General features: G+C 69.2%; 16 protein-coding genes. 8 read left to right on the top strand and 8 right to left on the bottom strand.

Features of this window, described 5'->3' with window-relative positions; translation table 11 throughout:
- Nucleotides 1-25: 25 nt before the first annotated feature.
- A complete protein-coding gene (locus BM310_RS04515) occupies nt 26-844 on the bottom strand; it encodes an alpha/beta hydrolase (RefSeq protein WP_089805013.1) in 819 nt (272 codons plus the stop codon).
- Between the two features lie 117 nt (nt 845-961).
- A complete protein-coding gene (locus BM310_RS04510) occupies nt 962-1714 on the bottom strand; it encodes an SAM-dependent methyltransferase (protein WP_089805012.1) in 753 nt (250 codons plus the stop codon).
- A 123-nt stretch (nt 1715-1837) separates the two neighbouring features.
- Here BM310_RS04510 and gatB point away from each other — a divergent pair, with 123 nt between their 5' ends.
- Complete coding sequence (gene gatB, locus BM310_RS04505) at nt 1838-3328, top strand: Asp-tRNA(Asn)/Glu-tRNA(Gln) amidotransferase subunit GatB (RefSeq protein WP_089805010.1); 1491 nt, start codon at nt 1838-1840, stop codon at nt 3326-3328.
- An 86-nt stretch (nt 3329-3414) separates the two neighbouring features.
- Here the strand turns inward: gatB and BM310_RS04500 are convergent, their stop codons facing one another.
- The 3 genes from BM310_RS04500 to BM310_RS04490 all read right to left on the bottom strand — a co-directional run bounded on the left by BM310_RS04500 (nt 3415) and on the right by BM310_RS04490 (nt 5555).
- Nucleotides 3415-3768, bottom strand: a complete 354-nt coding sequence (locus tag BM310_RS04500) for a YrdB family protein (RefSeq protein WP_089805008.1) — start codon at nt 3766-3768, stop codon at nt 3415-3417.
- A 101-nt stretch (nt 3769-3869) separates the two neighbouring features.
- Nucleotides 3870-4049 carry a hypothetical protein gene (locus tag BM310_RS04495; protein WP_089805006.1) on the bottom strand — a complete coding sequence of 60 codons (180 nt, stop codon included), beginning with the start codon at nt 4047-4049 and terminating at the stop codon, nt 3870-3872.
- A 72-nt stretch (nt 4050-4121) separates the two neighbouring features.
- Nucleotides 4122-5555, bottom strand: coding sequence for an MATE family efflux transporter (locus BM310_RS04490; RefSeq protein ID WP_245778429.1), 1434 nt, complete (start codon nt 5553-5555; stop codon nt 4122-4124).
- A 288-nt stretch (nt 5556-5843) separates the two neighbouring features.
- Between BM310_RS04490 and BM310_RS04485 the strand changes: the two genes are divergently transcribed.
- A complete protein-coding gene (locus tag BM310_RS04485; protein WP_089805004.1) occupies nt 5844-8453 on the top strand; it encodes a DNA topoisomerase I in 2610 nt (869 codons plus the stop codon).
- 278 nt (nt 8454-8731) lie between these two features.
- On the top strand, nt 8732-9454 hold the full coding sequence (locus tag BM310_RS04480) for a phosphoglycerol geranylgeranyltransferase (protein ID WP_089805002.1): 723 nt from the start codon (nt 8732-8734) through the stop codon (nt 9452-9454).
- 163 nt (nt 9455-9617) lie between these two features.
- On the opposite strand, the gene BM310_RS04475 is transcribed toward BM310_RS04480, so the two are convergent.
- Nucleotides 9618-10349: a DUF4013 domain-containing protein gene (locus BM310_RS04475; protein ID WP_089805000.1), complete on the bottom strand. Its 732-nt coding sequence runs from the start codon at nt 10347-10349 to the stop codon at nt 9618-9620.
- A gap of 166 nt (nt 10350-10515) precedes the next feature.
- On the opposite strand from BM310_RS04475, the gene aspS reads away from it, so the two are divergent.
- On the top strand, nt 10516-11820 hold the full coding sequence (gene aspS, locus BM310_RS04470; RefSeq protein ID WP_089804998.1) for an aspartate--tRNA(Asn) ligase: 1305 nt from the start codon (nt 10516-10518) through the stop codon (nt 11818-11820).
- Nucleotides 11821-12162: 342 nt separating this feature from the next.
- Here aspS and BM310_RS04465 read toward each other — a convergent pair whose 3' ends face one another.
- Together BM310_RS04465 and BM310_RS04460 are read right to left on the bottom strand one after the other, a co-directional pair.
- Nucleotides 12163-12687, bottom strand: coding sequence for a hypothetical protein (locus tag BM310_RS04465; RefSeq protein WP_089804996.1), 525 nt, complete (start codon nt 12685-12687; stop codon nt 12163-12165).
- Nucleotides 12688-12990, bottom strand: coding sequence for a UPF0175 family protein (locus tag BM310_RS04460; protein ID WP_089804994.1), 303 nt, complete (start codon nt 12988-12990; stop codon nt 12688-12690).
- Between the two features lie 96 nt (nt 12991-13086).
- On the opposite strand from BM310_RS04460, the gene BM310_RS04455 reads away from it, so the two are divergent.
- The 4 genes from BM310_RS04455 (at nt 13087) to BM310_RS04440 (ending at nt 15999) form a co-directional block, all read left to right on the top strand.
- Nucleotides 13087-13677 (top strand): hypothetical protein, encoded by a 591-nt coding sequence (locus BM310_RS04455; protein WP_089804992.1) that lies wholly within the window; start codon nt 13087-13089, stop codon nt 13675-13677.
- Nucleotides 13678-13785: 108 nt separating this feature from the next.
- A complete protein-coding gene (locus tag BM310_RS04450) occupies nt 13786-14127 on the top strand; it encodes a hypothetical protein (RefSeq protein ID WP_089804990.1) in 342 nt (113 codons plus the stop codon).
- A gap of 107 nt (nt 14128-14234) precedes the next feature.
- Nucleotides 14235-15155 carry a pantoate kinase gene (locus BM310_RS04445; protein WP_089804988.1) on the top strand — a complete coding sequence of 307 codons (921 nt, stop codon included), beginning with the start codon at nt 14235-14237 and terminating at the stop codon, nt 15153-15155.
- Between the two features lie 94 nt (nt 15156-15249).
- On the top strand, nt 15250-15999 hold the full coding sequence (locus BM310_RS04440) for a 4-phosphopantoate--beta-alanine ligase (RefSeq protein WP_089804986.1): 750 nt from the start codon (nt 15250-15252) through the stop codon (nt 15997-15999).
- Nucleotides 16000-16015: the final 16 nt, after the last annotated feature.

Genomic DNA, 16015 nt, shown 5'->3' with positions numbered 1-16015 from the left:
GCCTTCAGTGGCCGTCTCCGGCGGTCTACCGGAGGTGTCTGTCGAGGAATCCCTCGGACCAGTCGAGCACCCAGTCGAACTGCTCGTCGAGGACGCGGTGGCCGACGCCGTCGGCGACGACGCACTCCGCGTCGACGCCCGCGTCTTCGAGGCCGTCGTAGAACAGTTCGGAGGCCATCGCGGGCAACACGTCGTCGTCGCCGCCGTGGAGGAGGAGCGTCGGCGGCCCGCCGCCGTCGAGGTGCGTGGAGGGCGACGCGAGTTCGTAGCGCTCCGGAACGTCGCTGCGGGACCCGCCGAGGAACGCCGTCAGTTCGGCCCGGTCGGGCGTGTGTTCGAAGTTGTAGAGTCCGCCGACGCCCACCGTCGCGGCCACCGCGTCGGAGGCGTCGGCGACGGCGTCGGAGACGTGGCTCGGGTCGGGCGCGAGGCGCGGGTCGTCGCCCGTGAGGGCGGCCAGCACCGCGAGGTGGGCCCCCGTCGAGGGACCGAAGGTGGCGACGCGGTCCGGTGCGACGCCGACGGCGTCGGCGTGGGCGCGGCACCACCGAATCGCCGCCTTCACGTCGCGTATCGCCGCCGGGAACGTCGCCTCGCGACTCGACCGGAACTCCGGGACGGCGCAGGCGAACCGACGTTCGGCCAAGGAGAGCGCCACCTGCGTCAGGTCGCGTCGGTCGCCCGCGTGCCAGCCGCCGCCGTGCAGGAGAACGACGAGCGCCCGTCTCGCGCCCGACCCGCCGGCCGGGCGGTAGACGTCGAGCGAGAGGGGTCGCTCCGGCGGCGAGGCGAACGCCACGTCGCGGACGACTTCGACGGGCGGCGAACCGAACGATGGGCGCATCTGTGTCTGTGAACGCGTCGCATCTCGGGAATGAATAGCTTGCGCTTGTCGGGACGGGCGGCGCCGACTCGGACTCGCGGCGGGAGTCGGTCGTCCCGGGCGTCGGCGGCGGACGACTCAGACCGGCGCTCTGCGCAGGACGAACACCCCCCAGCCGAAGTACCGGCGCCCGTACGTCAGGTACTCCCGCCGGCTCTCGTCGCGCCGCGCGCGCAGGTCCGCGGCGTCTGGGTGGTCCGGGTTCGCTCGGAGCCACTCGTCGACCGTCTTCCAGTGGCGCGCCTCGTACCGGTCCCAGTCGTCGCCGTCCGCGAGGACCATCTCCACGAGGTCGAACCCCTCGGCCGCCACCCGGTCGAGGACCTCCGGCAGGGTACCGTAGCGGTCCCGGTCGCCGTCCGCGAGGGCGCTGACGGCTTCGGCCGGCGGCTCTTCGGTCCAGTACGGTTCGCCCACGAGGACGAAACTGGACTCGTCTCGGGTCGCGGGCGCGAGGAGGCGGAGCGTCCCCCGAAGCCCGCCGCCGATCCACGTCGCGCCGAGGCAACTCACCACGTCCGCGTCGTGGTCCGCCACCGGGTACTCGGCGGCGTCCTCGCGAACGAACGCGACGCGGTCGGCGACGCCGAGGTCCGCCGCGCGTTCGCGGGCCGCAGCGAGGAAGACGTCGCTGACGTCCACTCCAGTCCCGGCGGCGCCGTGCCGCGCCGCCCACCGACTCAGCAACTCGCCCTTCCCGCAGGCGAGGTCGAGCAACGTCGTGTCCGCCGAGACCCCGCAGACGTCGCCCAACAGTCGCAGCTTCTCCTCGGAGAGGGGGTTCTGAATCCGGTGGTCGGCTTCGGCTATCTCGAAGTACCGCAGGCTCATACGACGGTCGGACGCCGGGTCGGGACATGTAGTTGCTGTTCGTCCGCTGACCGGGCAGCGTCGGCCGACGGCCGCGCGGCGCTTCCCGTTACTCTTTAGCCGCCTGACGCCAAATCGCGCCTAATGACCGCGAAGGCGCTCTCTCAGCGCGACCTCGCCACCGTCATCGGGCTGGAGGTCCACGTCCAGCTCGAAACGGACACCAAGATATTCTGCGGGTGTTCGACCGACGCGGCCGAGGACGAGGAACCGAACACGCGGACGTGCCCGGTCTGTCTCGGACTCCCCGGCGCACTGCCCGTCCTGAACGAAGGGGCCGTCGAGGCGGCCGTCAAGGTGGGGAAGGCGCTCGACGCCACCGTCGCCGAGCAGACCCGCTTCCACCGGAAGAACTACTACTACCCCGACCTGCCGAAGAACTTCCAGATAACGCAGTACGACGCCCCCATCTGCGCCGACGGGACGCTGGAGGTGTCCGTCGAGGGCGACCGCCGCGAGGTGGGCATCGAACGCGCCCACCTGGAGGAAGACCCCGGGAGCCTCCAGCACAAGGGCGGGAGCATCGACACCGCGGACTACACGCTCGTCAACTACAACCGCGCGGGGACGCCCCTGATGGAGATCGTCACCAAGCCGGACTTCCGCAGTCCGCAGGAGACGCGGGCGTTCCTCGCGAAGTTGGAGGAGGTGCTGGAGTATCTGGGCGTCTTCGACGCGACGCGCGACGGGTCGCTCCGCATCGACGCGAACATCTCGATGGTGCCCGACGACGAAGTGGCCGACGACGGCTCTATCTCCGAGGACGCCCTCGCGTCGGCGAACCGCACCGAGGTGAAGAACATCTCCAGCCACAAGGGCGCGGAGAAGGCCCTCGCCTACGAGGTGACGCGGCAGAAGAACGCCATCGAACGCGGCCGCGCCGTCGAACAGGAGACGCGCCACTGGGACGAGTCGCGAGGCATCACCGTCTCGATGCGCTCGAAGGAGGAGGAGAAGGACTACCGCTACTTCCGCGAGGCCGACCTCCCGCCTCTCGAAGTCGCCGACTGGAAGGAGCGAATCGACATCCCGGAACTCCCCGACGCCCGCCGCGAACGCTTCCAGGCGGAGTACGGACTGGACGCCGAGTCGGCGTCGAAGCTCACCTCCACGAAGGAAGTCGCCGACTTCTACGAGGACGTGGCCGAGGAGTTCGACCCGGACCTCGCGGCGACGTGGGTGGCCGACAACCTCCTCGGCGAACTCAACTACCGCGACATGCAGATTACGGACGTGACCCACCGACTGGACGAGTTCACCCGACTCGTGGAACTCGTCGCCGAGGGGGAGATTACGACGAAGAACGCCGAGGAGATAGTGCTCCGCCGGATGCTGGACGAGGGCGACGCGCCCGACGAAATCGTCGAGGCAGAGGGGCTGGGCGCGGCCGACGACGACGAAGTCGTCACCGCCGTCTCGGCGGCCATCGAGGAGAACCCCGACGCCGTCGCGGACTACCACGCGGGCGAGGGCGGCGCCATCAACTTCCTCGTCGGTCAGGTGATGCAGAAGACCGGCGGGAGCGCCGACCCCGGCGACGTGAACCAGATGCTCCGCGACGAACTGGACGAGTAGCCCCGTCCGTCGCCGCCTTCCGACGACCCGTCACAGATCACCGCCTTCCGACGACCCGTCACAGATCACCGCCTTCCGACGACCCGTCACAGGTCGCCGTTCGCGTACACCCACACGCTGTTGACGAGTGCGACGGCCCCGTACGCGACGCCGAGCGTCGGAAACCCGGAGACGACGAGGGCGGCCGCCGCCGCGGCGAACACCCCGAGTCCGACGCCGAGTCGAGCGACCGGCGCGAGCGTGAACCGGGCCTTCGGCGCGACGAACAGTCCCCACACGACGGCCGCGAGGAGGGGAGCGCCGAGTCCCAGACCCACCTGCGCGGGCAGACCGTCACCGGTTCGGACTCCCCAGTACGCGAGGGCGGCCAACGCCCCCATCTCCAGTCCGAACCGGACGCCCAGATTCACCCATCGTACGGCCGCGGACTCGCCAGCCATCGCTCGACCGTGGGCCGCCAGAGGGATGAATCTACGGGCGGTCCGTCTCGGCTCTCACGTCCGGTGGACCGCCCCCACGCCCGGTGAACCCCACGTCCCGCTTACGCACTCGCCTCGTGAACGTACTGTTCGAGCGGTACGAACGCCGTCGAACCGCAGGCCGCGCACTCGTCCGGCGCCTCGAAGCGGTGGGTGTCGCCGTCGTTAGACACCGTCCCGGCGTAGATGGCGTGACAGCCGGTACAGACGTACTCCTCGGGGAGGTCTGGTGTGTGCGACATGCGTGAACGTGGGACATACATCTACTTGTCACTTTTTCTGGGAAACGGGAGACTCTGGCGCGCTGACCGGCCTCAGTCGGCGACGGACGGCGCGTCCTCGTCGTCCTGTCGAGCGTCGTCGGACGCGTCTTCGTCGGCGCTCCCGACGACGGCGGAGCGCCAATCGCCGCGGAGGAACCACAGACAGCCGACGGCGAACGTGACGACGCCCGACAGCGATAGCGCCCACCAGAGCCCGGTGACGCCCCACGAGAGCGCGTACGCGAGGACGAACGCCGCCGGGAAGCGGACGACCCACCGCGAAATCAGCGACAGCGCCATCGAGATGCGGGTCCGACCCGCGCCCCGGAACGCGCCCTGGATCACCATCAGTCCGCCGAGGAACGCCCAGAACGGGGCGACTATCGTGAGCATCTCGACGCCGGCGGCGACGACGGCGGCGTCGCCGATGAACACGCGCACGAAGACGGCGGGGAACGCCCAGACCACGGCGCCGACGGCGCCGAGAATCGCCATCGTCCCCGCCGTCGCCTTCCACGTCACCTCCGCCGCGCGGTCCGGCGTGCCCGCGCCGAGATTCTGGCCGACGCCCGTCGCCGCGGCCTGCCCCACCGCACCGCTGACGGTCCAGGAGACGGACATGAGGCGCAGACCGATGCCGTAGGCGGCGGTGGCGACGGCGCCGAACCGGGCGACGAGGGCGGCGAGGGCGACGGCGGCGAAACTCCGCGCGAGACCGTCCAGCGTCGCCGGGTAGCCCACGTCGACGAGTTTCCGGAGGAGCGCGGGGTCCGGGCGCAAGTCGGGCAGGCGGAGGCGCGCCCCCCACCCGCCGTGCAGGAGGATGGCGAGGCCGGCGACGGCGGCGACGACGCGCGCGACGAGTGTCGCGACGGCGGCACCGCGCGTCCCCATCGCCTCGACGCCGAGGGAGCCCCAGCCGAGGATGAAGAGCGGGTCGAGAACGACGTTGAGGCCGGCGCTGACGACCACCAGCCACATCGCCGTCCGGGTGTCGCCCGCGCCGCGCAGGACGGCGCGGAACGCGAAGAAGACGAACGTGAACGGCAGCGTCACGAACAGCACTTCGGCGTAGGCGAGCGCTTCGGTGTAGACGCGGCCCTCCGCGCCGATGAGGGCGAGCAACGGGTGTCTCCCGAGGTAGCCGACGATACCGAGGAGGACGCCGACGGCGACGGCGAGCAGGAGCGTCTGGCCGACGACTCGTTCCGCCGCCCTGTCGTCGCCCGCGCCGACGTGCTGGGAGACGAGAGCCACCGCGGCCGCGGTGACGCCCATCGCGACGGAGACGAACATCCACGCGGTGGGGAACATCAGCGAGACGGCGGCGACGGCCTCCGACCCGACGCGACCGACCCAAAACATGTCCGCGAGATTGTAGAACGTCTGCAGGAGGTTGCCCGCGACGAGGGGCCACGACAGGGAGAGGAGTTTCGGCGTCACCGCTCCCTCGGTCACGTCGATTCGGCTCTCGCGGTCGGACACGGTACGTGCAACACCACGTGCCGCTACCTATGCGTTGGGGAACGGTCCCCCGTTGCCGGTTGCCTCGTCGTGGATGCGCCCCTCTCCCCGTCGTCGGCGCCCGCCACCCCGTCCGCGTCGTCTCTCCCGCACCGCATTCCGCACCACGCCGCGACGCATGCACCTCTGCACGTCGCATCGCACACACGTTCGCCCGCACGCACGTTCGCTCGCACGCCCGCGCTGGCCGGCGATTTCCGCGGAATCGGCGCGAAAGGTTTAGGCCACGCCCTCGCATATCGCCGGCCAATGAGTAAGGGCCCCGAACTCATCATCACCGAGAAGGACAACGCCGCCCGGCGCATCGCCGACATCCTGAGCGGCGAGTCCGCCGAGTCCGACCGAGTCAACGGCGTCAACGTCTACAAGTGGGGTGGCAAGCGCTGCATCGGCCTGTCGGGCCACGTCGTCGGCGTCGACTTCCCCCCGGAGTACAACGACTGGCGCGACGTGGAACCGGTCGAACTCATCGACGCGCCCATCGACAAACACCCGACGCAGGAGAACATCGTCGCGGCCCTGCGCCGCCTGTCTCGGCACGCCAGTCGCGTCGTCATCGCCACCGACTACGACCGCGAGGGCGAACTCATCGGCAAGGAGGCGTACGAACTCGTGCGGGAGGTGAACGAGGACGTGCCCGTCGACCGGGTGCGCTTCTCCTCCATCACCGACCGCGAGGTGACCGAGGCGTTCGAGAACCCCGACGAACTGGACTTCGACCTCGCGGCGGCGGGCGAGGCGCGGCAGATAGTGGACCTCGTCTGGGGCGCCGCCCTCACGCGCTTTCTCTCCCTGTCCGCCCGGCAACTCGGCGACGACTTCATCTCCGTCGGCCGGGTGCAGGGGCCGACGCTGAAACTCATCGTGGACCGCGAACGCGAGATAGACGCGTTCGACCCCGAGGACTACTGGGAACTGTTCGCCGACCTGCAGAAAGACTCCACCGAGGAGCCCTCGGCTGACCCCCGAGCGGACGAGTCCGCTCGGGACGAGGAGTCGTTCGAGGCGCAGTACTTCTACCTCGACGAGGACGGCAACGAGGCCGAACGCGTCTGGGACGGCGAGGCGGCCGAGGAGGCCTACGAGACCCTCCGGAACGTCGAGACGGCCACCGTCACGTCGGTCCGCCGTCGCACCCGGACGGACGACCCGCCCGCGCCGTTCAACACGACGCAGTTCATCCGCGCCGCGGGGTCGCTCGGCTACTCCGCCCAGCGAGCGATGAGCATCGCGGAGGACCTCTACACCGCGGGTTACATGACCTACCCGCGGACGGACAACACCGTCTACCCCGAAGACCTCGACCCGCGGGAACTCCTCGACGAGTTCACCGCCAACCGGACGTTCGGCGAGGACGCGCAGACGCTCCTCGAACAGGAGGAGATAGAGCCAACCGCGGGCGACGAGGAGACGACCGACCACCCGCCGATTCACCCGACGGGCGAACTCCCCTCGCGCGCTGACCTCACCGAGGACGAGTGGGAGGTGTACGAACTCGTCGTTCGGCGCTTCTTCGCCACCGTCGCGGAGTCCGCGAAGTGGGAACACCTGCGCGTCGTCGCCGACGCGGGCGGCCTGTCGCTGAAGGCCAACGGCAAGCGTCTCGTGAAGGCCGGCTACCACGAGGTGTACCCCTACTTCAACTCCAGCGAGTCGTTCGTCCCCGACGTGGAGGAGGGCGAGGCACTCGCCGTCACCGACACGGAGATGGAGGCCAAGCAGACCCAACCGCCCCGTCGCTACGGCCAGTCGCGCCTCATCGAGACGATGGAGCAGATGGGTATCGGGACGAAGGCGACGCGGCACGACGTCATCCAGAAACTGTACGACCGCAACTACATCGAGAGCGACCCGCCGCGGCCGACCCGACTGGCCCGCGCCGTCGTCGAGGCGTCCGAGGAGTTCGCCGAACTCATCGTGTCCGAAGAGATGACCGCCCAGTTGGAGGCGGACATGCAGGCCATCGCGCGCGGCGAGGCCACCCTCGACGACGTGACCGAGGAGTCCCGCGAGATTCTCGAGGACGTGTTCGAGGGGCTGATGGAGTCCGGCGAGGAGGTCGGCAAACACCTCCAGAAGTCGCTGAAGGCGGACAAGACGGTCGGCACGTGTCCCGAGTCCGACCACGACCTGGTGATTCGGAAGAGTCGCCGCGGGTCGTACTTCATCGGCTGTGACGGCTACCCCGACTGCACGTACACGCTCCCCCTGCCCTCCACGGGCAAACCGCTCATCATGGACGAGGAGTGCGAGGAACACGGGCTGAGCCACATCAAGATGCTCGCCGGCCGGAAGACGTTCGTCCACGGCTGTCCGCTCTGCAAGGCCGAGGAGGCCGACGAGGAGGAGGACCTCGTCATCGGCGCGTGTCCGGAGTGTGGGGAAGGCGCAGCGTCGGAGACGCCGCGAGACGGAGACGGTGAAGCCGTCGAAGGCGAACACGGCGGCGAACTCGCCATCAAGCGCCTCCGGTCGGGGTCCCGACTGGTCGGCTGTACGCGCTATCCCGACTGCGACTACTCGCTGCCCCTCCCCCGTCGCGGCGACATCGAGGTGACCGACGAGGAGTGCGAGGAACACGACCTGCCGAAGATTCGCATCACCTACGGCGACAGCGACAGGGAACCGTGGGACCTGGGCTGTCCCATCTGCAACTACCGGGAGTACCAGGCCGAACAGGTCGACGGCTCGGAACTGGAGAGCGTGAAGGGCATCGGCGAGAAGACGGCCGAGAAACTGAAGGCCGCCGGCGTCGAGGACGTTCCCTCGCTGAAGGAGGCCGAACCCGACGCGCTGGCGGACCTGATGGACGGCGTGGGTCCCGACACGGTCCGGAAGTGGCAGTCGGCGGCGGATTAACTACGACCTTTTGCGCTGCGGGCCAGCAAGCTGGCCCTCGGCAAAAGCTCGGCCAAAAGCGCTCCTCCCTCGCTTCGTTCGCTTCGCTCACTCCGCTCGGTCGTCGGCCGAAAATCGCGCCGCGATTTTCGTACGAGACGGTGTCTCCGGGGCGAAAGAGGAGTTCGTCGCTCGGACGTCTCCGCGATGCCGAGAACGACTGTTCGACCAACTTCACCATCTGCAGAGAGACATCTCATCCGCGCCATTTTTATCGCTCCCCGGTGGTAGTACGCCCAATGACCGGGCCTTGGACCGACTGGAACCACGTCCTCAAAGTGGACCCAGACAAAGACCTCGTGGGAGACGAGACGTTCGAGGACGTCTGCCGGACCGGCACGGACGCCATCGAAATCGGCGGCACCCTCGACATCACCGCGGACAAGATGCAACGCGTCGTGGATGCCTGCGCGGAGTACGACGTCCCCCTGTATCAGGAGCCGTCGAACCCCGGCGTCGTCGTCGACGACGAGGCGCTTGACGGCTACCTCATCCCGACGGTGTTCAACGCCAAGGACGCCTTCTGGATCACGGGTGCCCACAAGGAGTGGGTCCGCATCGAGAACGGCATGGACTGGGAGCGGACGCACACCGAGGCGTACATCGTCCTCAACCCCGAGGCGTCCGTCGCCCAACTGACCGACGCCAACTGCGACCTCGCCGTGGACGACGTCGCCTCCTACGCCGCCGTCGCAGAGCGGATGTTCGGCCAAGAGATCGTGTACGTAGAGTACTCGGGCACGTTCGGCGACACCGAGAAGGTGCAGGCGGCACACGACGCGCTGGACGACTGCACGCTGTTCTACGGCGGCGGCATCCACGACTACGACTCCGCGTACGAGATGGGTCAGCACACGGACGTCGTCGTGGTCGGCGACCTCCTCCACGACGAGGGCGTCGACGCGGTGCGAGAGACCGTCGAGGGCGCGCGCGACGCGATGAAGGAACGCGCCGAAGCGTAAGGTCGCGGCGCGGCGTCGCAGCGACGTGAGCGCCGAGAGTGGTTCCGGACCGCTCTCGGTCTCTACGGCACTCCTTTCCCCTACACGTCTCTCCTCGCAGTCTCGCCGACTCGTCGACCGTCCGCGTCGTCCTCCGGCACCTCGTCGGGCGCGTCGGCGTCCATCAGGCGTTCGAGCGGTAGCCGTCGGAATCGACGCCGTCGCGGCCGAGGGCCTCGGCGGCGGACGCGAGTCGGTCGTCGCGGCCGTCGACGACGCTCGCGAGGACGGACGCCGCGACGACGACGCCGACGAACGAGACGAACGCGCCGAGCGGTTCGCCCACGACCGGGAGCGTCGCGAGTGCGAGTCGCGCGAGGCGGGCGCCGCCGCCGACGGCGAGGGTGAGGCCGAACGCGCGGCCGAACCGGGGGTCTCGGACGAGTTCGGCGACCACGGACGGGAGGCGGGCGTCCACGGCCCCCGTGCGGGCGAGGCCGACCAGCGTCGCAACCGAGAGGTAGCCGGCGACCAGTTCGAGGAGGGCGACGGCGGCGATGGCGGCCACCGCTCCGTAGTCCGGCGAGAGCGCGTAGTGACTCAGGTACGCCAGCGACGACGCGCCGCGGAGCATCCGGTCGAGGCCGACGACGGCGACGACGGCGGCCGCCGGGAGGTGGAGTACGCTCGTCGCGGCGGCGGCGCGGACGCCGTCGCCGGCGAGAGCGCGCCAGTCGTCGAACGCCGGGAGGCCCTCACCGCGCGCCCGCCGACGCGTCGTGCGGACGGCGTAGCCGAGGACGAGGAGTCCGACGACGGGCGCCGAGGCCGTCGCGAGGGTGAGGAGCGTCCCCACGAGGAGCGTGTCTGTCCGGTCGGCGTCGAACGGTGCGCGGTCGGCGAGTGCGTCGAACATCGGTGAGCCGTCTGGCCCCGTCTCCCTACATATACCTTCAGGCGAGGAGACGCGAGTCAGCGAGCGAGCGGACGGGCCGCGTCGTGCCGCATCGAACGTGTGGTTCCGGCGCGGTCGGCAGTCCGAAACGACCGTTTTTAAGACCGGGCGGCCGGAATCACGGCACATGCAGAACCGTACCTACACGGCAGACGCGGCGCCCGGCGACAGCGTCACCGTCGCGGGGTGGGTCCACGAGGTGCGCGACCTCGGGGGCATCGCCTTCCTCATCCTGCGCGACAAGAGCGGCAAGATACAGATCAAACTCGAGAAGGACGAGATGGACGAGGACCTCGTCGAGACGGGCCTCGACGTCGCCCGCGAGAGCGTCGTCTCCGTCACGGGCGACGTGAAGGAGGAGCCTCGCGCGCCCACGGGCGTCGAAATCGTCCCGGAGAGCATCGACGTGATGGCCGAGGCGGACACGCAACTCCCCCTCGACCCCTCGGGAAAGGTCGACGCCGAACTCTCGACGCGACTCGACAACCGGACGCTCGACCTCCGAAAGGACGAGGTGAAGGCCATCTTCGAGATTCGGGCGGAGATTCTCCGCTCGGTCCGCGACGCCTTCCGCGGCCTCAACGCGACGGAGATCAACACGCCGAAGATAGTCGCCACCGGCACCGAGGGCGGCACGGAGCTGTTCCCCATCACGTACTTCGGCAAAGAGGCGTTCATGAACCAGTCGCCGCAGTTGTTCAAACAGCTCATGGTCGGCTCGGGTCTCGAACGCGTCTTCGAGGTGGGCCCCATCTTCCGCGCGGAGGAGCACAACACGCCGCGGCACCTGAACGAGGCCACGTCCATCGACTTCGAGTCGGCGTTCTACGACCACACGGAGGCGATGGACGCCTGCGAACACGTCGTCAAGGCCGCCTACGAGGGCGTCGCCGAGAACTGCGAACGCGAACTCGAACTGCTCGGTCTGGACGAGGAGTTCGAGGTGCCCGAGGGCGAGTTCCCGCGTCTCAGCTACGAGGAGGCCATCGAACGCGTCAACGCCACGGGCGCACTCGACGTGCAACTCGTGTGGGGCGACGACCTGTCCACCGAGGCGGAGCGAGCGCTCGGCGAGGACGTCGGCGAGCACTACTTCATCACCGACTGGCCCTCCGAGATAAAGCCGTTCTACATCAAGGACCACGACGACGACGAGCAGCTCTCGACGGGCTTCGACATGATGCACCCGCGGATGGAACTCGTCTCCGGCGGTCAGCGTGAACACCGCTACGACCACCTCGTGGCCGGCTTCGAACAGCAAGGGCTCGACCCCGACCAGTTCGAGTACTACACGAAGATGTTCAAGTACGGCATGCCTCCGCACGCGGGCTGGGGCCTCGGCGGCGAGCGTCTCGTGATGACGATGCTCGGACTCGACAACATCCGGGAAGCGGTGTTGTTCCCGCGAGACCGGCAGCGGCTCTCTCCGTAGAGTCGCGGCGCGGGCGAGCGGGAACTGGGAGCGGCTTCGCCGCGACCGTGTTCCCGCGAGACCGGCAGCGGCTGTCGCCGTAGGCGACGCCGCGACGACGAGCGCGGGGGCCAGAAAAGCGAGCGAAGCGAGCTTTTCGCTGTTCCCGCGAGACCGGCAGCGACTCTCTCCGTAGAGTCGCGGCGCGGGCGAGCGGGAACGGGGAGCGGCTTCGCCGCGACCGTGTTCCCGCGAGACCGGCAGCGGCTGTCGCCGGAGGGCGAAGACGTGGCGAGCCAACGAGAGGAGCGTCAGCGACTCTCGTCGGACCGACAGCGGCTCTCTCCGTAGGCGACGCCGCAATCACTCCTCGTGTTCTTTCGCAGCCTCGTCGACGAGACGGTACGCCGTCTCGCGGAGTTCGCCCGTCATATGAAGGCCCTGCGAGTCGAGGCGGCGGACGAGTTCTTTTGCCTCGTCGGGCGACATCCCCTCGTGAACGGCCCGGACGACGACACCGATAGTTCCGGTGACGGTTGCACCCAAATTTTCGGCGACGGTCCTGACGCGTCGGTCGTCAGAGACGACGGCCACGGACTTACTCTGTTCGTTCGCTCGAAGAACCGCAGTAACGACGGCGATATCCCCGTTCAGTTCGTCATCTCCGAGGATGTCTGCGGCGGAAGGAATATACGCACCCTTGTGGGCGGCTCTGGAGGCAGAACCCTGATCGAGAAGTCGTTCGACTTCGACAGAGGCGGCAGGGCTAGTGACCTCTTGGCGCACGGCATCGAGAACGACGATTCGTCCGTCGAAGTTCGTCAGCAGTTCCAGTTCCCCGACGTTCCCCAACGAGATAAGCGTCGTCGCGTCGACGTAGATGTCCATCTACAGGTCCAGCGCCGTATCCGCGTCTCGCTCTATATCCTCGGGCTTCAACTGCGTCGTCAGATTCCGCTCGCGACATATCTCCAGCCACTCTGCCAGCGAGACACCGGCGACGCGGGCCGCCTGATTCACCGAAATCTCCCCCGACTGGTAACGCTCTGCGGCGATACGGACGCGTATCTGTTTCAAGCCCTCGTCCAGCGCCTTCCGAATCGTCGCGCTCTTGTCCTCGCCGAGGAGTTCGGCGACTTCCTCCAACTCGTCGCGTTCGTCGTCGGGGATTCTCGCGCTTATCGACGGCATGTATACGTTGTGTTACAACGTATTCGTACTTGAACCTACGCCCCGTCCCCGAACGGCCGTGCCACCTTTCCCTGCACAGTCGAACCACCGACTGACATGGCCGACACCGACATCGACCTCATCGACGACGTCGTCGACGCGGCCGCGGACCGCGGCGACAACCTGGTGACGACGGAACTGACGGCGCTGGTCGAACGGCACGACCCGGTCGCCATCGAATCCAACGCGTTCGGCGTCTCGGTCGACCGCCTCGTCGCGTACGCCGACGCGCTCCCGGAGGGCGGACACGAGGTGACTCCCGACGACGTCCGGGCCGCCGCCGCCGAAGCGGTCGAGAGCGAGTCGTGGGTCGGCGGCGGGAGGCTGTACGCCACCGGCGACGACCACGTGAGCGTCTACCCGCGCGAGTGGCACGAAGCGCTGGCGGGTGAGGACGACGTCCGTCGGTTCGTCGAGACCATCATCGCCGAGGTGGGCGACTCGGAGGCGGCGTTCGGCGAGGGCGGCGGGCGCGGCCCCGGCGTTCCCGAGAACGTCTTGCTGAACGCGGTGACGGTCCTCGGCACGCCGACGTGGGAGGAAGCGAAGGCGCAACTCGAGAGCCTGCGCGACGACGACGTCGTCGCCGAACGCCTCGACCAACATCCCGACGCGCGGGTGGAACTGGTCGGCGTGGACCACGGCTAAGACGACAGTTCGGGCCTCGATAGCGGGCCTCGAATCGACCGGCGGGCGTGCGGTGAGCGCGTTCGTTTCCCCCACAGCGTTATCCCCCGCATCCCCGTGTACACGCGTATGCCTGACACGAAGCAGGGACGAGACAAACAGGCTCGCGACGCCGAGAAGCGCCGACGCCGGCGGGACGTCGAAGAGTCGCTCGAACGCGGCGACGAGGAAGAACCGCCGCAGGAGGAGGCGCCGCGGACCTGCCATCGCCGCGACTGCAACGAACTCGCGGCGTTCCTCGTTCTGGAACGGTACCAGGAGGAGACCGGCCACGGCGCCGTCGAGGCCGAAGCGTACCTGTGCCGGGCGCACACCGCCGAAGAGAGTCCGACCAACCTCGACGGCGTCTACGAGGACTACGTGTTCCGCGTCGAACCCATCGCCGAGGACCGTTCGGCGGACGAGACGTAAGCGACGCCGGTACGGACGAGCGGACCGATGACGACCGGTCGCGTGAGTGCGGTCAGGCGCGCGGCGAAACCGCACCGGACATAACGGTCGGCGCGCCAACTGCGAGCATGACCGACGAGGCGACGGCGTTCGTCCCCGGGCACGTCACGGGCTTCTTCAGCGCCCACCCCCACGATGACCCGGCGGTGGCCGGGTCGCGGGGCGCGGGCGTCGCCCTCTCCCACGGGGTGCGCGTGACGGTGCGGCGAACCGACGCGACCGACGGGCGGAGCGACGAGACGAGCGGAGAGACGGCGAGTGACGATTCGAGCGACGATGGTGAGACCGACGGCGGCGCACCCGGACCGACGACTCTGGACGGAGACGCCGTCTCGATGCCGCCGGTGGACGCCGTCCGGCGGTCGCTGGGCGTCCCCGGCGCGGCGGTGCACGCGGAGACGCCGCTTCCCCTCGGCGCCGGGTTCGGCGTCAGCGGTGCGATGGCGCTGGGAACGGCCTACGCCGCCAACCGCGTCTTCGGCATCGGCCGGTCGGAGAACGAACTCGTCGACGTCGCCCACTGCGCCGAGGTGGAGGCCGGCACGGGCCTCGGCGACGTGGTGGCGCAGGCCCGCGGCGGCCTGCCGATACGCCTCGAACCCGGCGCGCCGGGGCACGGCGCGATGGACGGCGTCCCGGCCCGCCCGCGGGTGGAGTACGTCACGTTCGGCGAGGTGTCGACCGAAGACGTGCTGTCGGGCGACACGACGCGCCTCACCGCCGCCGGCGAACGCGCCCTCTCGGACCTGCGAGCGGACCCGACGCCGGAGCGACTCGTGTCGCTCTCGCGGCGGTTCGCCCGCGAGGCGGGTCTGACGACCGACCGGGTCGCGGCCATCGTCGCCGACGTGCGCGACGCGGGCGGCGACGCCTCGATGGCGATGCTCGGCGACACGGTGTTCGCGTTCGGGACGGCGCTGTCGGACGCCGGCTACGACCCCGAGGTGTGCGGCGTCCACCCCGCGGGGTCGAGTCTCGTCCCGGAGTAGCCGTCGGCACCCGCGTCGGCGGCACCCGGCGTCGGTCGGCGACGCCCCGCGGCGCATCGTCCCGTTTTTCTCGGCGGACCGCGCACGTTCGACCATGAGCGACATCGAGATTCCGGAGAGTCACCCGCGATACCTCTCGTTGCTCACGAGACACCGCATCGAGGAGGGCGTGGAGAAGGGCATCACCTCGAAGCAGGGCCTCATCGCCGAGGGCAGGGGCGAGGCGTTCGACTACCTCCTCGGCGAGGAGACCATCCCCTCGGCGGACGCCGCCGCACGCGCCGCGGCCGCCCGATTGCTCCTCGCCGAGCACCCGGTGCTCTCGGTCAACGGCAACGTCGCGGCACTCGTCCCCGGCGAGATGGTCGAACTCGCCGACGCCGTCGGCGCGGACATCGAAGTGAACCTGTTCAACCGCACCGAGGAGCGACTCCGCGCCATCGCAGACCACCTGCGCGACCACGGAGCGAGCGAAGTGAAGGGGCTCACGGCCGACGGTCGCATCCCGGGCCTCGACCACGAACGCGCGAAGGTGGACGCCGACGGCATCGGGTCGGCGGACGTGGTCCTCGTCCCCCTCGAAGACGGCGACCGGGCGGAGGCGCTGGCGGCGATGGGGAAAGTCGAGATAGTCGTCGACCTCAACCCGATGTCTCGCTCGGCGCAGTCGGCGGCCGTCCCCATCGTCGACAACATCGTCCGCGCGGTGCCGAACGTCACCGCACACGCCCGGGACCTGTCGGACGCCTCCCGCGAGGAACTGGAGCGAATCGTCGAGACGTTCGACCGCGAAGCCGCCTTGCGGGAGGCCGAAGCGGCGATTCGCGGCGGCGAGTTGGCGTAGTCTTCGGACCGTCTCG

This window comes from Halogeometricum rufum, assembly GCF_900112175.1.
Lineage (GTDB): Archaea > Halobacteriota > Halobacteria > Halobacteriales > Haloferacaceae > Halogeometricum > Halogeometricum rufum.
The sequence above is the reverse complement of the archived record's forward strand: the minus strand, read 5'-3'. Positions and strand labels throughout refer to the sequence as shown.